Origin of the sequence: Moorena sp. SIO4A1 (assembly GCF_010672065.1) — a bacterium.
Lineage (GTDB): Bacteria > Cyanobacteriota > Cyanobacteriia > Cyanobacteriales > Coleofasciculaceae > Moorena.
Genome location: NZ_JAAHHX010000053.1, coordinates 22,740 through 45,426, shown reverse-complemented (window position 1 = coordinate 45,426; position 22,687 = coordinate 22,740). Strand labels below are relative to the sequence as shown.

At 43.9% G+C, this 22,687-nt stretch carries 17 protein-coding genes; 6 read left to right on the top strand and 11 right to left on the bottom strand.

From position 1 onward, the window contains the following. Positions 1-322 precede the first annotated feature (322 nt). Positions 323-475, top strand: a complete 153-nt coding sequence (locus F6K53_RS26810; protein ID WP_293074854.1) for a hypothetical protein — start codon at positions 323-325, stop codon at positions 473-475. A 48-nt stretch (positions 476-523) separates the two neighbouring features. Here the strand turns inward: F6K53_RS26810 and F6K53_RS26805 are convergent, their stop codons facing one another. Both F6K53_RS26805 and F6K53_RS26800 read right to left on the bottom strand, forming a co-directional pair. Continuing rightward, the gene (locus F6K53_RS26805) at positions 524-1,915 is read right to left on the bottom strand and encodes an AtzE family amidohydrolase (RefSeq protein WP_293074857.1); all 1,392 of its coding nucleotides are present in this window, start codon (positions 1,913-1,915) and stop codon (positions 524-526) included. Positions 1,916-1,998: 83 nt separating this feature from the next. Further along, positions 1,999-2,187, bottom strand: a complete 189-nt coding sequence (locus F6K53_RS26800) for a DUF4089 domain-containing protein (RefSeq protein ID WP_293042592.1) — start codon at positions 2,185-2,187, stop codon at positions 1,999-2,001. A gap of 189 nt (positions 2,188-2,376) precedes the next feature. Between F6K53_RS26800 and F6K53_RS26795 the strand changes: the two genes are divergently transcribed. Next, on the top strand, positions 2,377-3,243 hold the full coding sequence (locus tag F6K53_RS26795; RefSeq protein WP_366511369.1) for a DUF4351 domain-containing protein: 867 nt from the start codon (positions 2,377-2,379) through the stop codon (positions 3,241-3,243). Between the two features lie 298 nt (positions 3,244-3,541). Here F6K53_RS26795 and F6K53_RS26790 read toward each other — a convergent pair whose 3' ends face one another. From F6K53_RS26790 to F6K53_RS26775, 4 genes are all read right to left on the bottom strand, one after another. After that, complete coding sequence (locus tag F6K53_RS26790) at positions 3,542-6,451, bottom strand: tetratricopeptide repeat protein (RefSeq protein ID WP_293073264.1); 2,910 nt, start codon at positions 6,449-6,451, stop codon at positions 3,542-3,544. Positions 6,452-6,733: 282 nt separating this feature from the next. Beyond that, complete coding sequence (locus F6K53_RS26785) at positions 6,734-11,794, bottom strand: hypothetical protein (RefSeq protein WP_293082721.1); 5,061 nt, start codon at positions 11,792-11,794, stop codon at positions 6,734-6,736. Continuing rightward, positions 11,773-13,143 carry an AAA family ATPase gene (locus tag F6K53_RS26780; protein WP_293017972.1) on the bottom strand — a complete coding sequence of 457 codons (1,371 nt, stop codon included), beginning with the start codon at positions 13,141-13,143 and terminating at the stop codon, positions 11,773-11,775. Before F6K53_RS26780 ends, F6K53_RS26785 begins: the two co-directional genes overlap by 22 nt. 352 nt (positions 13,144-13,495) lie before the next feature. Next, complete coding sequence (locus F6K53_RS26775) at positions 13,496-14,029, bottom strand: ureidoglycolate lyase (RefSeq protein ID WP_075903997.1); 534 nt, start codon at positions 14,027-14,029, stop codon at positions 13,496-13,498. Positions 14,030-14,357: 328 nt separating this feature from the next. Between F6K53_RS26775 and gntT the strand changes: the two genes are divergently transcribed. Continuing rightward, a complete protein-coding gene (gntT, locus tag F6K53_RS26770; protein WP_293082718.1) occupies positions 14,358-15,677 on the top strand; it encodes a guanitoxin biosynthesis MATE family efflux transporter GntT in 1,320 nt (439 codons plus the stop codon). On the opposite strand, the gene F6K53_RS26765 is transcribed toward gntT, so the two are convergent. Then, entirely contained in the window at positions 15,657-15,824 is a 168-nt protein-coding gene (locus F6K53_RS26765; protein ID WP_293037561.1) for a hypothetical protein, read from the bottom strand. The genes gntT and F6K53_RS26765 overlap by 21 nt on opposite strands. A 315-nt stretch (positions 15,825-16,139) precedes the next feature. Here F6K53_RS26765 and F6K53_RS26760 point away from each other — a divergent pair, with 315 nt between their 5' ends. Further along, on the top strand, positions 16,140-17,618 hold the full coding sequence (locus tag F6K53_RS26760; RefSeq protein ID WP_293071940.1) for a sodium-dependent transporter: 1,479 nt from the start codon (positions 16,140-16,142) through the stop codon (positions 17,616-17,618). A gap of 125 nt (positions 17,619-17,743) precedes the next feature. Then, the gene (locus F6K53_RS26755) at positions 17,744-17,875 is read left to right on the top strand and encodes a hypothetical protein (protein ID WP_293037553.1); all 132 of its coding nucleotides are present in this window, start codon (positions 17,744-17,746) and stop codon (positions 17,873-17,875) included. Positions 17,876-17,936: 61 nt separating this feature from the next. Here F6K53_RS26755 and F6K53_RS26750 read toward each other — a convergent pair whose 3' ends face one another. From F6K53_RS26750 to F6K53_RS26735, 4 genes are all read right to left on the bottom strand, one after another. Then, positions 17,937-18,698 carry a phytochelatin synthase family protein gene (locus tag F6K53_RS26750; RefSeq protein ID WP_293082715.1) on the bottom strand — a complete coding sequence of 254 codons (762 nt, stop codon included), beginning with the start codon at positions 18,696-18,698 and terminating at the stop codon, positions 17,937-17,939. 241 nt (positions 18,699-18,939) lie between these two features. Continuing rightward, on the bottom strand, positions 18,940-19,173 hold the full coding sequence (locus F6K53_RS26745) for a cyanobactin biosynthesis PatC/TenC/TruC family protein (RefSeq protein WP_293017980.1): 234 nt from the start codon (positions 19,171-19,173) through the stop codon (positions 18,940-18,942). Between the two features lie 129 nt (positions 19,174-19,302). Then, the gene (locus F6K53_RS26740) at positions 19,303-19,509 is read right to left on the bottom strand and encodes a cyanobactin biosynthesis system PatB/AcyB/McaB family protein (RefSeq protein WP_293067827.1); all 207 of its coding nucleotides are present in this window, start codon (positions 19,507-19,509) and stop codon (positions 19,303-19,305) included. A gap of 216 nt (positions 19,510-19,725) precedes the next feature. Continuing rightward, positions 19,726-19,959: a hypothetical protein gene (locus F6K53_RS26735; protein WP_293067830.1), complete on the bottom strand. Its 234-nt coding sequence runs from the start codon at positions 19,957-19,959 to the stop codon at positions 19,726-19,728. A gap of 287 nt (positions 19,960-20,246) precedes the next feature. Here F6K53_RS26735 and F6K53_RS26730 point away from each other — a divergent pair, with 287 nt between their 5' ends. Beyond that, a complete protein-coding gene (locus F6K53_RS26730) occupies positions 20,247-22,652 on the top strand; it encodes a DUF4347 domain-containing protein (protein ID WP_293067833.1) in 2,406 nt (801 codons plus the stop codon). Positions 22,653-22,687 lie beyond the last annotated feature (35 nt).

Sequence of the window (22,687 nt, the reverse complement as noted above, 5' to 3'; positions counted from 1 at the left end):
TACCTAGAGTCTGACGTATATAAACCGACTACACAGGATTTATAGGTTTGTTTTCCCTGGCGTTGAGAGGTCGTGCCTCTAGGTTGCTCAGAATCTTGTTCTGTCCTTTGCCGTACCGCTCAAGCTAGATTAATTATAACACAATTTGTCGTTCCTTGACCCCCACCTGAACGTTCGCGCAGCGTGGCCGTAGGCCAGGTGGGGGAATGCGTCACAAAATCTGTTCAAGATTCATAAAGTGGAAGAAATAAGTCGAATCTCTATCAAAACTAATGCACTTATTAGACCTCTTGCAAAAATATGTTTAGTTACAATAGACCTCTTGCAAAAGTATTTTTATAATAGTGTTCTTGATGCAGTCGCTCATGGGGGAAACCCCCAAGACCGCGCTGCATCGCTTTGCGCCAATTCTTGTCCACTGTTCCCTGTTCCCTGTTCCCTGTTCCCGACTTCTGCCGCGAAGTCTAATGTGTGATAAGACAACTATTTGCGGTGAAAGAATATTGTCTTAATCATCCATTTGTTAAGACACAACCGCTGCTGAAATAATGCCTTGCTCCTCAAGCACTGCAGCAACTCTAAGAATCATTGCTTCATGGTAGGGTGCAGCAATAATTTGTACCCCTAAGGGCATTTGACCAGGACGGTGAATTGGTACCGATAAGACCGGTAAGCCAATGAAGGATAAGGGTTGAGTAAATAATCCTAAGTTTGGACGAACCAACACTTCTTCCCCGGCAATGACCATTTTTTCTTGACCCAGTAGGGGAGCAACACAGGGTGTAGTGGGAGCAAGGATAATATCGACATCTTGGAAGACTTCCCGAATGCGATCGCGAAACCATTGTCGAAACCGTTGCGCTTGAATATACCAAGTCCCTGGAATTAGGGCACCTGCTAAAAAGCGATCGCGTGTAGCTGGATCAAAATCATCGGGACGTTTACGCAAATTGTCCAAATGCAGGTTTGACCCTTCATTAGCTGTAATAATATAAGCTGCTGCTCTGGCTCGCTTGGCTTCTGGGATAGTAACCGAGGCAGTTACATCCAAGCTACTAGCGACTTTAGCGACAGCATCCAAGACTTCTGGTTCTGCCCCTTGAGCAAAATAGCCATCCGCAACTCCAATCCGTAACCCGTCAATCCCCTGGTTAAGCTGGGGGACACAAAGTTCTGGGAGACGATTGGTACAAACTGGATCAGTGGGATCTGCTCCCTGAAGGATATCAAAGATAGTAGCAATATCCCGTACAGAACGAGCAAACGGACCGATATGATCCAAACTAGCAGAAAACAAGAAAACCCCTGCGCGAGACAATCGTCCGTAGGTAGGTTTGAAGCCAAAAGTACCACACAACGCAGCTGGTACCCGGATTGAACCATTGGTATCAGAACCGAGAGTGATTGGTACTAATCCCGCTGCCACTGCTGCTGCCGAGCCGCCAGAGGAACCACCAGCAATGCGAGTGAGATCATGGGGGTTATGAGTTGCACCGTAATGGCTATTTTCCGTTACAAAGCCATAGGCGTACTCATCCATATTTAATGCTCCGACTAGGATAGCACCCGCTTGTTTGAGTTTAGTTACAGCAGTAGCATCACGGGAAGCAGGAGGATTTTCAGCATTAATTTTTGACCCAGCTAATGTTATTAAGCCAGCGATATCATATAAGTTTTTAACCGCAAAAGGAACTCCTGCCAATGGACCGGGATTGTTCCCTTTAGCAATAGCATGATCAATGTGTTCAGCATCGGATAAGGCTTGGTCAGTGGTAACCGTTGTGAAACAGTTAAGGGATTGGTTACGGACAGTTATTTTTTCGAGACAGTTAGTAATGACTGTTTTGGCGGTGACTTGACCTTCTCGAATCGCAGTGGTAATTCCAATGGCATCAGTTGGGTTCACGGTTAGCATCCTAATTTCAACTATTATGATGATTGAGTAACGCTGATCAACCAATAAACTAGATAATTTGATAGTCAAAAATTATCAGCATCCTAAGGTTCAAATACAGGAGCAGCTGCGATATCATCAGGTAAGCTAAATTCTGTGACTAGAGATGCGATCGCATAAATTTTAGCGAAGTTTTTGATAACACCAGGACGGTGTTCGGGCTTAAGGTCTAAATCAATGAGTTGCGCCGTTGCTTCGACATAGGTAGCAGTTTCAAGTTTTTTGGGCATCATTACTAGTTATTCTTTAAGAATTTAGTAGTTAAAATTAATTATAATCTATAAATATAATATAATTTTAAAAGCTGTCGTTATTACTCAAAACTCAACCATCAAAAATCGGCAGTCTCTTCAAAACTATCTTCAAAAAAACAAAGTTAAGTTTTTCGTTACCTTAAGGATATAAAGACACCCGATATGGCTATGACTCAAACGAAAGCCGAAGCGATTATCCGATGGGAAAAACTCCCCGATGAATTTCAATTACCCGATGACCCAGTGGATGATATCTATCATCCCTTATTAGCGGCTATCCTCCGAGAGATTCTGGAATTAGCCGGATTTATCACTAAATCAATGTTGATTGCGTCCAACTTTGGACTCTGTGCCAATGTGGACGGTAAAACAGTAGTCAAAGCACCGGACTGGTTTTATGTACCTTCCGTGTTTCCAGTCTTACCAGGGGTGATTCGCCGGAGCTATACCCCTCACACGGAAGGAGAGTTACCAGCAGTGGTTATGGAGTTCTTATCCGAGAAGGAGCAAGGAGAATATTCCATGAACCCTCGTTACCCCTATGGCAAATGGTACTTTTACGAGCAAATCCTACAAGTACCAATTTATGTGATTTTTGACCCAGCCTCCGGAAGTTTGGAAATGCGATCGCTTAACTCAGGAAGCTATACCCTCCAACAACCCGATGCTAATGGACGCTACTGGATTGAATCCATGGGTTTGTTTCTGGGAGTATGGTATGGCAAAAAATCAGAAATCACTAACTATTGGTTACGGTGGTGGGATAGCTCTGGAAATTTATTACCTTGGGGAGAGGAGAAAGTCCAACAAAGTCTACAGCAAGGCTTACAGCAAGGCTTACAGCAAGGCTTACAGCAAGGAAAACTGGAGCTAATTATGCGTCAGTTGACACGCCAGGTTGGAACAATCGAGCCTAGTCTAGAATCACTCATCAACAACTTATCTGTTGCTGATTTAGATCAATTGAGTGAAGCATTGTTCGATTTTTCCGATGGGTCGGATTTATCCAGTTGGTTAGAGGGACTTAAAGGCTAATCAGATGTAAGCATATGCGCTACGCGCACGCTACGCGAACAGCCGTCAGCTGTCAGCTGTCAGCCCTTGGCTTAAAACAAGCTATCCGGCTTAGGAGTTCAACGGACTCAAAGCCAAATACAATGAATTCCTTGGCCGAAAGGCCAAGGAACTTAGATTAAACCAATGCTTACCTCTTTTATTCAAAAGCACCTCAAGTAGCACCTCAAGTAGCGCATAAGCTGATAGCTGATAGCTGATAACTGATAGCTGATAGCTGATAGCTGATAGCTGATAGCTGATAGCTGAATGCTTACAATCAGCAACGTCTACGAATCGGCTCAACTAAATAATCATACATCAGTTGATATTGAGCTTCTGGTTTTTGCTGCCATCTCATCACTAAACCTGATTTGATCAATAGCTCTAGGACAAAATCTAAGTTGTCAGTGGATAACTGTAACTCTGCTCCTAAGTCATGTTTTGTTCGGAATGGTCGAGTGCCATGCTTATCCGTTAACAAACCCAAAATTTTCCAAGCCGCGTTTTGGTTTTCTGAACCACAATCAGAAACAACCCCTTCCAAATAGCGCTCCACAAGCTTTTCTTTTGATCCCCTTTGTCGATAAGCCGCTAAAGTAGTGATTTGCTCAGTTTGCAGCTGCACTCCCACTATCTGTAATTCAATCGGGCTTACTTCTGCCACTGGTTCATTCTTAGCTAGGTCGTTTACCAACTCATCAAGTAATGCATCCTCTAGGTAAAATTTAGCTTTAGTGGTTAGATTAGAAATAATCGATTTTGCCTCGTCTGGAGAAAAATTACCGACATAATAAAGGATACCTTTATTAAGAATATCATTATTAATGGCATCCAAATCTACCTGACGAGCGCACTTTAATAATAGGTGTAGATAATCCTCCCGTAAACACAGGATAACTTTGAGATAGGGAATATTAAGACAGTCACGGAAAAACTCAAAGAAGCGTTTTTGTTCAGCTGGCTCTCGGCAAGCAAAGAAAAACTCTTCAAATTGGTCAAAAATCAGGATGTTTATCTGGTTTTGCCGTTGATTTTTTTGCAACTGATCTAGAAGATTAGCCGTTTTAAGGTTGTTTTTATAACCTTCAACCTTTAAACCTTCAACCTTTAAACCTTCAACCTTTAAACCTTCAACCTTCAAACTTTCACTCTTCGACTCTAGGATACGTTTACCCAACTCTTTTTCCCAGTCAGTGTAAACCTTCAACCTAATCGGGACTACATCACGCTTACCAATAGGTTGCTGTTTTAGGGCGGGGATTAGCCCAGCTTCTAGTAAGGAACTCTTGCCCACTCCAGCTTGACCATAAATTACAGTTAGTTTGTGCTGGGTACTGGCAATGCGTTGCACTAGCTCTTTTACTTTGTGTTGCCAATCGGAAGCAGTCATGGCCTGAGATACGGTAGCGCTACCTTTACTCTTGGTCTGTGGTAACGGATTCTGTGGTAACGGATTCTGTGGTAACGGATTCTGTTGGGAGGATTTGAGTTTAACTGCACCGATAAAAGCAAGTAAACCATTCTGTTGTGCGATCGCAAGCCGTTCTTGTTTTAATCTAAATGCTGCTTGATATCGTTTTTGTTGCCAGTAGAGGGTTCCTAGAGTTTCCAGGATTTCCAGGTACAGTTTCGGGTCATCACCAATGCCTAACTCCCTAGCCCGTTCCAGATGGCTAATCGCTTCGGAATGTTGACCCAAGTGTTGTTGCGCTTGAGCCAGAAGTAACAGATAGCGACCAACGGGAGATTTATTTGTATATTTCTGGCTAATCTTATCTATATTGACTACTCCATTGAGGCAATATAAAGCAGAATTTTCCTGATAGCTGGAGTACTGTTGCTGTTGTTGGGCTTGGATACTTGCGGGATAATAGGAAAATTTTTTACTTCCCCCTGTTCCCCCTGTTCCATAGGCCAACAAATCTTCCCTATCCTGTGCAACACCCTGTTCTTCTGTGACTTTTGTGATAATTACATTGGCATATTGAGCGTTTGTGTAAGCCTCCTGCCAGCGGGATTTGTGTAGCGCCACTTTTGCTATAAATCCATAATCCTGAGCGATTTGAACAGGAGCAGAGTAGTTTCTGTGTAGCGCTAGAGACTTTTTAGCTAGACTTTCCAAATCCTCCCAGGCTTGCAGAGATTGCAGTATCTCACCGAGCTGATTAATAAACTTAGCCACTAAATCCGGTCGTTGCTCTTGTTCGAACACCACCAGACACTGCTCTAAATACTCCTTAGCCTTGTGCCAATTTTCTCCATAGCTAGGGTCTCCCGCTGGATATTGCTTAGCCTGATCGCAATAGCACAATCCTAGGTGAAACAGGATAACTGCTTCTCGCTCCCGAGGTGGAGGGGTAATGGGTTTACGGGATCTGAAGGTAGGCACACCAAGTCCGGGGAGAATCTCACCGTTGTTTTCGGGCTTGCTCTGGTGCTTGCGGGGTTCCTGTTGCCAGAATTCTAAACTTTTCTGATAGTGGGTGATAGCAACATCAATCTTGCCCAATCCATACGCCTCTCGACCCCAGACAAAGTTTAGACTGGCTAGCAACTGTGGTGGCAACTCGTGGTTACCACTTTCCAAATCCCGTAAGGCAAACTTAATTTCCTGACTATAACCAGCACCTAAGATAGCATCATTGGGGCAAATTTCACTGGCACCTAATTCCAAGACTTTGCTAAATAAAGAATTGGCTTTTTGTTGTAGGTTGCTAATTAGGCTTGAGGTTGGGATTTGAAACATAACCGTTGTTGCCCAACTGTGGAAATCTGGTGTGATGCGAATCAGCTTACACAGCACCTCATCGTTAATCCACAACACTAATGGAAACTGGAAATTTTTGCGAAACTCTTCTCTAACTTGGTTAGTGGCGATTAACAGTTCATCAAGGTCCGTGACTGACTCTAAACCAAACACCATCAAGGCAGCTGGCTGTTCCTCCCCGATTTCCTGTCGGAGGGTGGTGTAGAGTGTACAAGCAGATTGGTCTAGGAATACTTCCCGGATTGGGACAGAAGAAATTTTGTGTAGCTTGCGCACCACTCGCTTACGCCACTTGGCATAATTACAGTGTGCTAACATCAGCAAAAACTGTCCCTCACTAGCAGCTATTGCCCAGGCTAGTTCTTCTACAGCATCCCGGTGGTGAGTAGCTACAGGGTCGAGTAGGGGTGAGTTAGTCATGATTTTAAGGATATTGCTTATGCCAGCAAGTACTTATGCCAGCCAGTGAGGTAATTATATTATCAGCAAATTAAATTCTATCCTGGTAGCAAAATGGCAATTTTTTGTGATTTTTTTGTGATTAGTCATGATATGATTAACTTTTAAGTAGTAACACTTAAATACCTAAAACTACTACAGACTACTTAGCAATACTACTTAAAACTTATTAAAATTGCCATAGTGGTTTCCAGTCCCATTCCAGACTGCTTCTGACGGAATCAGGACTTCAGCACTGACGCACTAACGACACCAACGAAGATCCCTCTTATTTACATTAGTATTGTGCTTCAGATAATCCTGTAGCCAATCGCAAGCAAGGGACTGCAGTTGATCAGGATGTCTGATAGTCTCTAAATTCCATATAATTACTCTAGCAGATGAATCTGAAGAAGCAATAGTCTGGCCATCGGGACTAAAACTGAGGCTAACTACAGCACCATCATGGCCAGAAAAGGTTTGAGGTTGTTTACCTTTGGTGTTCCAAAGCTTGACAGTTTTGTCAGCACTAGCGGTAGCAATGGTTTCACCATCGGGGCTAAACACCACACTCCAGACGGTATTGTCATGACCTTTAAGAGTTTTTAGTTCATTACCATCACTAACATTCCAGAGTTTAACCATCTTATCCCTGGTAGCAGAGGCCAGGGTTTTACCATCGGGGCTGAAACCGACACTCAGAACCCAATCCTTATGACCATCGAGGGTTTGCAGCTCCTTGCCATCACTAACATTCCAAAGTTTGGCAGTCTTGTCTGCACTAGCCGTAGCAATAGTCTCACCATCAGGACTGAACCTGACGCTGTTGATCCAATTTTCATGACCAGTCAGAGTTCTAATCAGGATACCATTCTGATTCCAGAGTTTAACTGTTTTGTCCCTACTAGCCGTAGCGATAATTTGGCCATCGGGACTGAAAGCGATACTCCTGACCACATCCTTATGGTCAGATAGGGTGTGCAGTAACTTACCATTCTTATTCCAGATTTTGGCAGTCTTGTCTGCACTAGCGCTAGCAATAGTCTTACCATCAGGGCTGAAGCTAACACCCCAAACCCAACCGGTATGACCAGTCAGAGTTCGCTGCAATTGACCGTTTAAGCTCCAGATTTGGATAGTGTTGTTCTTGCTAGCGGTAGCAATAGTCTGACCGTCGGGGCTATAACTGACGTTGTAAACGGTATTCTCATCCCCTGTGGGAATAGGGAGTTCATTACCGTATCGACTCCAAAGTTTAACCGTGTTGTCAGCACTAGCGCTAGCAAGGGTCTGGCTGTCGGGGCTGAAATTAACGCTCCATACCGTACTTTCATGACCGGTAAGGGTTTCGAGTAGCTGGCCATTTCGATTCCAAAGTTTGACGGTATTGTCAGCACTAGCGCTAGCAAGGGTCTGACCGTCGGGACTGAAACTGATGGTAGTCACAGTACTTTGATGACTTTCATGGTCATCGGTTCCCAATGTCTGATACCGAGTACCGTCAAGTTTCCAGAGTTTGACAGTTTTATCCTTACTACCAGTAGCAATCAGTTTACCTTTGGGACTGAAACTGACGCTGAAAACCGCATCCTCATGGGCTTGTATGGTTAGAGGCTTTCTCTTGTACAAGCCATTCCGGTCTCTACGCCAGAGTTTAACCGTTTTGTCAAAACTCCCGGTTGCCAGCACCTTGCTATCGGGGCTGAAACTAATACTGAGCACTGCTTTATCATGGGCTTTGAAGATTTGGGGTTTTTTGCCTTCGAGGCTCCAGATGATAACTTTTCCATCCTCGCTAGAAGCAGCAAGGCTTTTGCGATCAGGGCTAAAACGCACGCTCCAAACTAAATCAGTATGCCCTGTCAGGGTTTGAATATACTTACCATTCCGTTGCCAAACTTTAACAGTTTGATCTTTACTAGCGGTAGCAATCAACTTCCCATCAGGACTGAAGGTAACACTCTTGATTTCATCCTTATGTCCATGCTTTCCTGCTAACGTGTAGAGTTGTTTGCCTTCCTTGGACCAGATTTTGACAGTTTTGTCGGAACTAGCCGTAGCAATTAGCTCACCGTCGGGACTGAAACTAACAGTGTTGACTGTATTATCATGACCTTCTAAGCGATTGCGCTCTCTAACCCCATAAAAGGCTTGCTGTAGAGAACTCATCGCTATATCCTTAGTGTCAGAGCTGACCCGAACTGACCACTTGAGTTTTTTTCCTGCCTGTAAGGCATCTTTTAGTGGATCGAGGGCATGATTATTCGAACCGTAAAGGGCTTCTGAGGATTTAATCAAAGCTGTGATTTCGTTGTTTCTAGCAAGAGCCCAAAATATAGCAGCAGAAACGGTTGAGACCGCTAACATGCCAACTAGAACAATGGAGCCGGTCAGTGCTATCTTCGACTTCTGTAACCGGGCTTGAGAAAGCCGATGTTGCTCTTGGACTTCCTTAAGTTTGGCGAGTAATTCGCTATCTTGCTGCTGGCGAATCACAGAAACTAGATAATCATGAACCAGTTGATAGCGGTTAAGGGGACTTTCTCGTAAGAGCACCACTAATCCTGATTCGACTAGGATATTTAAGACTAAATCTAACTGGTCTATTTTTTCTATCGCTAAATCCACTGCCAAGGATTTTAAGTCTTTTTCCAAATCCTGGCGGGTCTTAGGCGGGCGGGTGTTATTTTCTTCAGTTAGTAAATACAAGATCAGTTCAGCAGCTTTTTCATTCTCGGAGCCACAATCTGCGATCACTTCTTGCAGGTAACGCTGCACCAATTTTTCTTTAGGACCTTTTCTCCGATAATGAGCTAGGGTAGTAATTCCTTCAGTCTGTAGTTGAGCTCCTACTATCTGTAATTCAATGGGACGAACTTCTCCTTCACTGCTACCTAGTTCCTGCACTAAGGTGTTTACTAAGGCTTCTTCTAAATAAACTTGAGAGCGCTCGGTTAGTCGTTGAATAATAGATTTAGCATCCTCTAGGGAGAAATTACCTAAATAATAAAGAATAGTTTTGTTGAGAATATTATTGTTGATTGAATCAAAATTTTTATGACGAATTCCCTGCAACAAAAAATACAAATCATTTTCCCGTAATGACAAGATAACCTTGACGAAAGGAATCTGAAGACACTCCCGGAAAAAATCAAAGAAGCGTTTTCTTTCAGTAGGATTATCCGAAATCAAGAAAAACTCTTCAAACTGGTCAAAAATCAGCACCGTTAGCAAATTGCTATGTTCATTTTGTCGCAATTGCTCTAAAAGGGTTGAATGTTGCAGGTTAGTTTGGGTTGAATGTTGCAGGTTAGTTTGGGTTGAATGTTGCAGGTTAGTTTGGGTTGAATGTTGCAGGTGAGAAGACTGCTGTGAACCTTGGCCTTTCGGCCACGCTTTCGCCGTAGGCGACGCTCCGCGAACGCGAACAACCTTCAACGGGTCAACCTTCAACCCAGAAAACCCTTCACCGTTCAACGGGTCAACTTCCAACTGAGAAGATGCTAAGGATTTCCAGACTTCCCTGACCCAATCGGTGTAAACCCTTACCAAAATTGGTACGACATCACGGGTTCCAATTACCTTAGTTTTGAGAGTGGGGACTAATCCAGCTTCTAGCAGGGAACTCTTACCTACCCCTGACTGACCGTAAATCACTGTCAGTTTGTGCTGGGTGCTGCCAATACGTTCCACTAAGCGCTCTACATCGTTCTGACGTACAGAAGCAGTGATTTCCTCCGCAGCAGTTTCCTGCTCTAGGAGTAAGGTAGAAGTTTGGCGTAGATGAGGTTTAAGCCGACCAGGTCCGATAAAGGCACGGAAACCGTACTGCTGCTCAACGGAGAATCGTTCTTGTTTGACCCGAAAGGCTTCTAGATACTGCTTTTGCCGGAAATAAAGCGTCCGCAATTTTTCCAAAATGCGAATATAAAGTTGTGGGGCATCCATTGGACCGGTTTCCTTAGCCCTTTCCAGGATAGTGATCGCCTCCTCCGACTGACCCAAATGCCCCTTCGCTTTAGCCAGAAGCAGTAGATAGGACATTTGATACTGTCCGGAGGTATTAGTTAACCGTGTTAGGAGTTCTAAAGCTTTCCTAGCTGCTTGCTGAGCGCCCATCCAACGGCAGTCTTGAAGGGCGACTGCAGCGATAAATCCATAATCTTGAGACAGTTGCAGTGAATTTCCATAGGTTCTGTGCAGTACCAGGGAGCGTTGCGCCAGACCTTGTAAGTCTTTCCAAGCTTCCAGTCGTTGTAGGGTTTCGCCAAGTTTAGTAATAAACTTGGCGATTAAATCTGGGCGTTTTGCTTGTTCAAATGTATCGATACATTTTTGAAAATACCCTCTGGCTGTGATCCAGTGGTGACGAGTTTGGGAGCGATTGAGTTCAGCCAGGTTCAGATAACACAAACCGATATGAAACAGCAGTAGAGCTTGACGTTCTACTGGTGAAGGGGTTGAGGGGTCTCTCGGCAACGTCCGGAGGGAAGTAGGTATTTGGGTAGTTCGACCCAGTCTGGAGGTAAAACTAGTCTGCTGTTGTGTTTTCTGCTGTTGTGTTTCGCAGCTCCTAGATTGCTGCTGCCAAAAGGCTAAACTTTGCTGATAATACTCTAACGCCTGTTCGATCTGACCATTAATATAAGCTTCTCGACCAAGGACAAATGGCAAACTAGCTTCTTGGGTTATGTCTAAGACATCTCCACGAGTTTGCAAATCCCTCAAAGCTGAGTCCAATTCTCGGCAATAGCTGGAACCGAAAATAGCGGTATTGGGTAGGAACTGATCCCCACCGGCATCCAAAATACGAGTAAATAAATAACTCTCTCGCTCTGCTAGAGCTTCAATCAATTGACTAGAGGAGAGGACAAAATCTGTGCTTGTTGCCCAACTCTCTAAATCTGGCACAAACCGAATCAGCGTTTGCAATACCTCGTCATTTACCCATAACACTAGAGGGAAGGGGCAATGCTTGCGAAACTCCTCCCGCACTTGGTTGGTAGTGATTAGTACTTGCGACCGGTTGCTCAGGGACTCTAAACCAAAGACCATCACCGCAGCTGGCTGTTGATCCCCTAGCTGCTCCAAGATAGTGGTATAGAGACTCTTAACCTTAACCGACTGGTTCAGGTATATTTCCTGGAACTCAACAGCACAGACTTGCCGCAACTTCCGGACAATGTACTCCTGTAAAGCTTCATAGTTGCGGCGGGCTAAAATCAGGGAAAACTCCCCTTGGGACGTCTCAATCGCCCAGGCGAGTTCCTGCATTGAATTAAAGTTGTAGGCATCCGCATCTTCTACGCGGTATAAGCTAGGCATGATTTGAATCCTTCCGCTTCTGCCAAAATGGGATTAACGTCAAACCAAGACCCATCTTGGTCTCGGTACTCATAGACGAACATGCTGCGGATCAAGACTTGGTAACCTTCATCTCCAACTACCTTCTTGTGTTTAGCAACATGACACAATAGTTCCCACTCATCGTCTGAGATGGGTAGGGTTAGTTCATTGCGGCGGTCTCGAATTACAGTTTCTAACATGCCTTGAGACAGAGGTAATCGTCTTTCTTTCTTGATCCAGGTACTGAGGAACCGGAGCAAATTCCGCACATGACCCCCGCTAGCGTAACACAGGCGGTCTAAAGTGTCAGGGGAGTCGAACACCTCTTTTACTCTAGCAAGACGCGACCCAGGCTCTAAATCAGGGAAGGCTCTAGCGAGTACCATTTGTCGCAGCAGAGCCATGCCCTGTTCATGGGGAGTGCCATCTCGTAACCTTACCGGTACCATTGGTAACACTTTGGGATCTACCACAAAGCGTTGAGTCAAGGCACTATAGTCATTAGAAAATCGTAGCGCTAGGGGCATGGTATAGACCACATGACAGTGTAACCCCTTTAACTGGGCTCCGCGATCCACAAATAGATATTCCGGCTGATCACGTCCCCAAGGCTTCTGGGAAGCATCCACCCGATCGAGGTTATCTACAATTACCACTAGCCCTTGTTTCCCCACTTGTTGGAGGTTTGCGATCGCAGGTTCGAGCAACTCTTGGTTAATCACTTCTAACAACCGATTGGTTTGAGGTTCGAGATATTGCCGTAACCGACTGCGCAGATCCGGGCTATCCTTAGCCTTAGCCGTAATCTCACCAATCCCAACGGCTAGGGAAACCGCCCCCTCCGTGTCTACTCCAACCTCACCAATCCCAGGAACTCCTACCCGACCGCTTAATTCAATTTCAGTGAGCAATAGTTTAGCCGCACCTGCCAGTAATTTTTTAAAGCCTTTCGGTTCACCTAGCTTAATTTTGTCTAAGCTTTCACTGACTCGACGAGCAATAGCGAGTAAAATGTCACCAACATCTACATCTCCCATTTCCAAGTCTTGAGAAGACTCAAAATAGACCACGTGAAAGTCAGCTTCTTCCAATTCCGCTTTCAGCCGCAGTAATTCCGTAGATTTACCACAACCAATATGTCCAGTAAATAGCTCACAGGTCGGCTCATCCATGGAGAAGAAGGTGATATTGTCCTTCAACTCTTCAATGATCTTGCCCCCTCGCACTGAGGAAAAATCGATATAATAATTAAGGTCTTCAGGCTGTTCTACCGTTAAGGTTTTGCTGGGATTACAGGCTTTATATAATTTTTGGATGTTTACTGTCATAGGTTTCCTTTCTCATTAGTCATTACTCATATTATCTGGCCCCAAGTTTAAAATTTACCTGTCAAGGTAGGGAATCGGGAATCGGAACCCACCCCTAACCCCTCCCAGGATGGTAACGGGAATCGGGAATCGGGAACAGGTAAAAGTCATAAAATTTGAGGATTTTATAACTGATTATATATCCAATACTATTAGTCATTAGTTAGTTTGGCTTAGTTTTTTTTTATTATGTTGTGACTAATTATGGGATTATGATTTACTTGTTATTCCCCATTCCAGTTTATCACTTCCTCTAGGTATCAGTGTAGGAATTGTGATAATTTTTGATGCCATATTCCCTGCTCCCTACTCCCTACTCCCTGCTCCCTACTCCCTGCTCCGCTGTTCCCTTTGCTATAACAATTTCAAACTGTAACTGATGGCTGTCTATAAAATCATGGGTAAAATGATCGACGACATTGGTATCAGCAAGTTCCAAATTGTAGAAATCTATAAATTCTTGGTCAAAATAGGGACCAGCATGCCAAGTTCCTACTTCTAATTTAATAAAGCAGTTACCTGGAATCCGAAAAGCGGCGATATCCTCTAAAACTGGTTGGTCATCCTGAGTGGGAGGAGCTACAGCCATGAACCAGTCTTTCCCTTCTAGAGAACCGAGACACTGAGTACATTGGACGTGGCGAGTAATTTTATCAAACTTACGACCTTTGTGGTGTAGCCGCATGATATAAAACCGGGATGTCCCATTGTCGAGGTTTAACTGAGCATCATCTTGATCATAGGGTTTGCCATCTTCACTGGCAAAGATGACTTGACCGTAGGGCTGAAAGTTCTCTGATGTCACCCATTCCGCGTGTAGTTTTTGAATCGTCTTGACTTTACTCATCCTTAGGCTCCAGCGTCAGTAGTTAAGAATTAACAGCTTATTGATTTTAGCTTGTGCAAGTGCCTTGCTGTTACTCTGGCAACTATTCTTTACTCTTTTTATATGATATCCTTTATAGGGGATTTAAAAAAATCATCAGTTTCATCTTTATGGTTAGGGTTGGCGTCCATTATTTATATTATAGTCGATTAATCTATCTCTATTAATCTCTAACTATAAAAATAGTATTGGATATAATATTTAATCAAGCCACTAATCGGACTTAATAAAAAAGGTTAAAATACCTTTATTTTCCCATTCAAAATGCCCTAACTATTAAGGTTAATTTATGACTTTTATTGGCTCAAACCAAGACAACGTGCTCTATCGCTTCTGGAAACTGGCGATCATCAATATTCTGTCTAATCTGACGGTACCCCTTGCGGGTTTAATCAGCGTGGCTTTCTTAGGTCATTTAGATCAAATCCGCCACTTAGCTGGAGTCGTTATCGCCACTATCCTGTTTAACTTCATCTACAAAAGTTTGGGGTTTTTACGGATGGGAACTACTGGAGTAACCGCTCAAGCCGTCGGACGAAATGACCGAGATGCTATGTTGCTGGTGGGACTTCGTAATGGCTTAATTGCTCTGATTTTAGGTGTAGTTATCTTAAGTTTACAGTATCCTATTAGAGAGCTGGGATTTGCTCTGTTAAGTGCTACACCAGATGTCAAATTTTCCGGTATTGCCTATTTTAACGCTCGGATTTGGGGAGCTCCGGCAACATTACTCAATTTTGTAGTCATTGGTTGGTTTCTCGGTAGAGAAATGAGTGGTAAGGTTTTGCTGTTGTCCATTATCGGTAACTGCGCTAATATAGTTTGCGATTACTTCACTATTGTTCGGTGGGGTTGGGAAAGCACTGGCGCTGGATTATCGGTAGCAGTTAGTCAATACGTGATGGTTTTAGTGGGACTAGTTTTAGTTAGCCAAGAAATCCAGTGGCAAGAGCTAAGAGCAGTAGCAAAACGAATTTGGAAATTGTCAGAAATAATAGCTACTTTTACCCTAAATAGTAATCTTTTTATTAGAACCTTAGCGATTATTTTTACCTTGTCTATTTTTACCAATATGAGCTCAGCTTTGGGTACCACAATCTTGGCGGAAAATGCTTTAATATTAGAGGTGTTCATGCTGGCTGCTTATTTTATTGATGGATTGGCATTTGCTACTGAAACTCTGACGGGTAATTTACAAGGTAAGGGAGCAAAAGAGCAGTTATTCCCTTTATTGAGAATGGCTGGAGGAAGCTGTTTGCTATTAGGAATTAACCTTGCTTTCCTGTTTATGCTGTTTCCCCAGACACTCTTTGGCCTGTTAACAAACCACACTGAGGTGATCGAATCTATTACTGTCTATGTTCCTTGGTTACTCCTGGTGTTAGGGTTTGGTTCCATTGCGTTTATGCTGGATGGTTATTTTCTGGGCTTAGCCGCAGGACAGACCTTACGTAATTCTACCGTAATCGCCTTGGTGGTGGGATTTGCACCTATGGCTGTGGCGTCTTGGCAGTTTCAAAGTGTTCATCTTCTTTGGTTAGCTTTATCCTTGTTTATGGCAGGAAGAGCGATATTACTGGGCGTAAAGTTACCAAGCACCTTGAAGTGAAATATAGGGTTTGTATTTGAGATGTAAACCTATAGCAATTATCATAGCTATGAGGTAAAATTTTATGGATTTTAGGGAACAGGGAACAGGGAACAGGGAACAGGGAAGAGAAAAGAGGGAACACGTAAAAAATCCTGTGTATCTCATTAGGTTAAAAACCGCTATATAGGGTTTGTATTTTAGATGTAACGTAAGCATTCAACTATCAGCCAATGGCTGAATGCTTAGGATGTAAACATAAATGAGATACACAGAATTTTTTCCCTACTCCCTACTCCCTACTCCCTACTCCCTACTCCCTACTCCCTACTCCCTACTCCCTACTCCCTAAAACCTGTGATGGAATAAGCAAACCTATGGCAAGAATTTAAAGAAGTATGAAGTATCAAGGATTAATTGTAAAGGATGAAGTATCAAGGATGAAGTATGAAGCATGAACTATCAAGATAGAGGGAATTGTAGATGGCTCGTCAACGTTGGGCTTCAAGAACAGTATTTCTCCTCGCAGCAGTAGGTTCTGCAGTTGGCTTAGGGAATGTGTGGCGCTTTCCTTACCTAGCTGGGAAATACGGTGGGGGAGCATTTTTAGTCCCTTACCTGATCGCTTTAGTCCTAATTGGGGTTCCACTGTTGATGCTGGAATTTGCGGTAGGACAAAAAATGCAACGGGGAGCCATAGGCTCATTTAGGAAATTACACCCCAATTTCGGCAGTCTCGGTCTGTTTGCCCTGATGTCAGCCTTTATCATTGTCTCCTATTATGCAGTTGTGATGGGCTGGAGCTTGATTTACTTTCTGGCATCCTTTGGGGTCAAGTGGTCGAGGGATGCTAAAAGCTACTTCTTTGATAGTGTTCTGCAAATCAGCGATGGGGTCAATGTATTAGGTGGTATCAACTGGCCAATCTTATGGTCCCTAGTTGTAGTCTGGGTCTTGATTTATTTCTGTGTTTGGAAAGGCACGACCAGTGTGGGCAAAGTCGTTGTCTACAGCGTTCCACTTCCAATTATTTTACTGGGGGTATTGCTATTACGAGCAGTAACTTTACCAGGTTTCCTCAATGGCTGGAAACTCTATCTTACTCCAGTTTGGAGTGCATTAGTTGACCCGGAAGTTTGGACAGCTGCATTCTCACAGATTTTCTTTACCTTATCTCTGGGATTTGGAATTATGGTGACTTATGCTAGCTACAAAAACTCAGAGGATGACATTGCTAAAGATACCTGGTTCACTGCCTTTATCAACAGTGGTATCAGCTTATTTGCGGGTTTTGTGGTGTTCGGAATCTTAGGATATATGGCTGGAGAAACTAACACCCCCTTGGCAGAGCTGGCTGCTTCTGGTCCAGGTCTAGCGTTTGTGGTTTTTCCGGAAGCTTTAAGCTTAATGCCCTTGCCTTGGCTGTTCAGTCTGCTGTTTTTTGTGATGCTGCTTTCCCTAGGCATCGACAGCGCCTTTTCCCTAGTAGAAGCTTTGAATGCGACTATCCTCGACAAACAACAACAGGGAAATGTTGCTAAGGTTTCAATTGGGGTTTGTCTAGGGGGATTTATTGCTGGAATTATTTACACTACCAGAGCTGGATTATATATTTTATATATCGTATATCATTTTGTTACTAACTATAACTTGATGTTGGTAGCTATTTTCCAATCCATCCTAGTGGGATGGCTGTATGGTGCTGAAAAGCTACGACGATACATCAACCAAGTTAGTGATTGGAAGGTTGGGAAATGGTGGAATTTTTATATAAAATACCTGATTCCTATGGCTTTAGTCGCTTTGCTAGCAACCCAGTTTTCAAAAGATATTAGGACTCCCTATGAAGGATACCCAGCCTGGGCTTTAGGAATTGGCTGGGCAATCGTGTTTTTGCCATTACTTATTTTCCTGTCTTTGCTGGTCACAGACAAAACATTGATCAATGGGAGAACAGATTAGTTTTAATGATTAGTTTGTAAGCCGTCAGCCGTCAGCTGTCAGCTGTCAGCTGTCAGCTTAAAATAATATCAAGTCCGCTTGAATACCCATCATAAAAGTATGGGGAGGGTGGGGCGTGTGGGGAGATGGGGAGATGGGGAGATGGGGAGATGGGGAGATGGGGAGATGGGGGAGATTTTTATAAAGCGATGCAGCGCGGTCTTGGGGGTTTCCCCCATGAGCGACTGCATCAAGACAGGGTAATTATCCTGACATGATATAAACATCAATATTGATAGATTAATGAGAATGCAATCAATTTGACAATCAATTTGACAATCAACGGCGACTCACCAGCACAAACCCCCGTGTCTTTTTAGATTCTGAATCCTTAGTCGCCATTGCTTGCCACAATTCTTCAGCCTTGACCCAGACCGGAGGATATTTGTAACGAGAGACATCTAGGATCAGAAAACGGTCTGCTTCTTGGTTGTAGGCAGCTAAAGGAGAAATATGTCCCCCAGTTTTCTGAGCAATGGCTTTGCGTAAGTAATTGACTAAGACAAAATTTCCCCCTTCTTGCAAATTCTTTACCACTATGTTGCGAAACTGATCCAGGGTCAAATCACCACCATGGTAAACCTCTGCTCTAACTGGATAAGTTTCCAATAATCCTGCTAATTGTTCCAAAGTCATGCCCCGACGAGCAATCACCTCAGCCATGCGCACTTGCTCAGTTTTGGCATTCAAAACATTCTTCTGGGTGAAGCGGTTAGTCCTAAATTCCGGTGCCTCTGGAGCTTGAATTGATAAAGCATTTAGCACCATGACCATACTAGCTACTCCACAGTAAGCCAGGTTTTCCTGAGTGACAAACTGAATACTTAGGGGCAAATAGTCTTCTCGGGCTTGGCTTGCCATCAGTAACCTTTCTCCGTGATCGGAATCGAGGTTAATCAGATTTTCGGTCAGTGGAATTGTCTGGGCTAAGCATCCTCCATTGATAAGGAAAAACCCAATTAAAGTAGCTTGTAGGGGTATACGGAATAGTTTTAGGCTACTTTTTTGAGCATATTTTTTAGCATTGTTTTTATTAATCATATATACTATTTCTCAATTGGATGAGGGACTTTACTCGGGTGGTTTTAGGGAGTAGGGAGTAGGGAGTAGGGAGTAGGGATGGATCGCTTTTGTCAAAATACGACCATTGAAGGCTATTATCATCTCAGGATAATTACCATTAATATAATAAAAATTTCCCCCATTTCCCTATCTCCCTACCCGTGAAATTTTAGTCGGACGCAAGAAACAGCCCTGCTATCCTTATCCACTCATCTCCTGATTAAGCCCAAATGCGTCCCCGACGGAAAGGGGGGTCATTGTCTGGCTTCTGGTCTTTAAACATAACCTTCCACCGTGCATAATCTTCTAGACCAGTAGCAAGTAACACTGATTTCTTTTCTTCATTAACCTCTGGTTGAACAGATGGAGAAGCAGCAGCAGGTTCTGCTTTTGGCTTGGCCTGGGTTTTTCTGCGACGACCGCGTCTGGGAGTTTTAGTTTCTTCTTCTGGCATAATTGTTTCTTATTGTTTCTTATGGTTTACGACATCTATTTAACCGTAAGCATTCAGCTATCAGCTATCAGCTATCAGCTATCAGCTATCAGCCCATAGGCTGACCCTTGACCTAGGGGCACGACCACATCAATACCATCCGCCCCAGCCAGAGGTTTTGAGTTGCTGATAACTAGGGTAAGCAAAGGGTGCTGGGTCATTGTAATTGGCACCATGGGTCAAGTCCATGCGAATAGTCACCAAGTCTTCGCCTCTACCATGAACCACATCCACTGCCCGATAGGGTTGAATCAGATCCGGTCTTTTGACTGGTGCTACTTGTTTGGGGTATCTCATCAAACACTCCTTTTCTGGTCAGTAGTGCTATAATACGAAGATTATTGCTTAGGTAGCAAGTTCTTTTTTGTTTCCAATTGGGTTTTTCCTTAGTTTATGCTTCCCTCTCGGTGAAGATTATCTCCTGTGAGAGGTTGAAGCAATTTTTTTGGCATTTTTCAGGTTAATCAATACTTTAAGCTAGGCTCGACGGGGTGACAAGCAGCCTTGTGAGCCTTACTGGGAGTAGGGTGTGGGGTGTAGGGTGTAGGGTGTAGGGTGTAGGGTGTGGGGTGTGGGGTATAGAGAAGCGATGCAGCGCCGACCTGAGGGGGTTTCCCCCATTAGCGACTGCATTGCTACTGCCATTAACCCAAGACGAGGTACCTCACCCAATTGAGAACTGCTATAGCGTTTGTATTTGAGTTGTAAACACACGTATTGCCAGAGAAGGCAAAATTCAAGAGGCAAAAGGCAAGAGGAGAAAGAGATTCGGAGTTTTCTTGGACAATAAAAAAAGACATCATAGGTTTACATTTCATTTATAAAGGCAATAAATGAATAAATGTGAAAGCCCTGCTTAACTGAAATTTTATAAAACTTGAGTGATACTTCATCAAAGCTTCACCTACATTGGCCGGATTGGTAGTTATGATATCTGAGGTTGCAAATATTATCCTAAATATCTGATTGGTAATTTGGGTTGAGAGTGTAATCAGTAAAACCCTGATTATCGAATGCTTGGTTCTGTTGGCAAATTGTCACGATTAGTAGGTGAATGGCAGCCACATACTAATACTAATGTGCAGGATGCTAACAGTAATCAATGGGATTTTAGAGGACTGCTGAGACTAGTAGCCATTTCACCAGTGGCTACTGTTACAAACCAACACATCATCAAGGGGCATTTTAGCATGTTTGATATCAAAAATGCTAGTTTTAACGAACTCGATAAGTCGTTGAACTTTGGGGAGACTGAGGTACACAAAACTCTGGTAAGTCACTCCAAAACCTCTAGCACTATTGTCTTTATTGACTCAGGGGTTGATGATTATCAGAGTTTAGTTAATGGTACGGTACCGGAAGCTGAGGTGATTGTCCTGGACTCTACACAGGATGGCGTTGAACAAATTACCAAGGCTCTGCAAGGACGCACTGATATTACTGCTATTCACATCGTTTCTCACGGTTCACCGGGGTGTTTGTATTTAGGAAATAGTCAACTTAGTCTAGATACTTTAAATCATTACACCCCTCAATTACAAACTTGGTCAACGACTGATTCACCCACTCCTATTCTCTTCTACGGCTGCAATGTTGCTACTGGAGATGCTGGTACAGAATTTTTGGAACGACTGCACCAAATAACTGGTACTGAGATTGCTGCTTCTGGGAACCGCACGGGTAATGCTGCCTTGGGTGGTGATTGGAATCTAGAATGTGGTACGGGTCAGATTGGTGTAGATTCAGCATTTTTGCCTGAATTGATCCAGGTATATCAAGGAATTTTTGCTGTTTCCTTTAGCAATGCTAACAACTTTGCAGTAGGAAATAGTCCTGCTGCTATTGCCACCGGAGACTTTGACCATGATGGTGATTTGGATTTAGTAACAGCGAACTTTAACTCTGATAACGTATCGGTGCTGTTAAATAATGGCGCAGGAAGCTATACCTTAAATGGGAACTTTGCCGTGGGACGTTTTCCCGTTGACGTTGCTGTGGGAGACTTCAACAAAGATGGTAAGCTGGATTTGGTGACGGCAGACCTAGGTCAGTTTTCCAGTGGAAACACTGTCTCGGTGCTGTTGGGTCAGGGGAACGGAAACTTTAACCCTGCCACTAGCTTTGTTACAGGCAAGGGACCCGCTGCTGTCGCTGTCGCAGACTTTGACGGCGATAACAACCAAGATTTAGCAGTAGTGACCCAAAACGACGTCAATACCCAGCTCTCGGTGTTGTTTGGTCAGGGGAACGGAAACTTTGACTCAGCCACCAATCTGAATACAGGCACAGGTGTTGCTGGTTCTATCTCTGTGGGGGACTTTAACAAAGATAGTAATCCAGATATAGTAATAGGATCTCGGGGATCAGTAATCTTCCTAGCGCTGAATAATGGGGCTGGGGGTTTCAACATTCCTGCCCAAGCGATTCCAACAGGTGTGTCTTTTGCCGCTGCTGGTGCTGTGGGAGACTTCGACAAAAATGGCAATCTAGACTTAGTCGTAGGTAGCGGTTCCGGTCGTGAGAGCGAAATCGCGGTGCTGTTGGGGAATGGAAATGGTACCTTTGGTTCTCCCATACCATTTACAACAGGTGGAGGTTCTGAAGTCGCCGTGGGGGACTTCAATGGTGATCACAACTTGGACATTGCAGCAGCAAGTGATGATCAAGTCTCACTGCTATTAGGGGATGGTGCAGGAGGCTTTACCCCTTCTGGTTCGTTTGGTGTGGGCACTAATCCCTCTTCCATCACTGTAGGGGATTTCAACAGTGATGGTAAACCAGACATTGCGACGGCCAACTCTGGCTCCGACAACGTGTCAGTACTGCTCAACACTACCTCTTTCTCAAGTTCCATTGTCGCAACCCCCAACGACGATAATCTGACCCTCACCCCAAAGAATGATATCATCAATCTGTTGACCGGTCAAGATATTGCCGAAGGTCTAGCAGGTGATGATTTTATTAACGGTGACGGCGGTGACGATAACTTATTTGGAGACGAGGGTAATGACACCCTCTTAGGTGGCAGTGGTCAGGATGAACTGTACGGTGGTAGCGGTGATGACAGCCTTGAGGGCGGTGATGGTGACGATAACTTATTTGGAGAGGCTGGCAATGACACCCTCTTAGGCGGTCAAGGCCAAGATAAACTCTTCGGCGGTAGCGGTGACGACCTTCTCAAGGGTGGTCAAGGAGATAACATCCTGACTGGTGGCGCTGGAGAAGACATGTTTGTCTTGTCCACAGCAGGCAAGAACACCATTGCTGACTTTGAAAATGGTGTAGATTTGTTGAAATTAGAGGGAGGGTTTACCTTTGACTCACTTTCTATCTTTGAACAAAATGGTGACACCTGGATCACAACTCAAAATAATCAACCGTTAGCTTTCTTGACTGATGTGGACGTCAATCTGATTACGGCTAACGATTTTATTTTTTAATCTAGCGTAAGCTATCAGCATTCAGCATTCAGCAT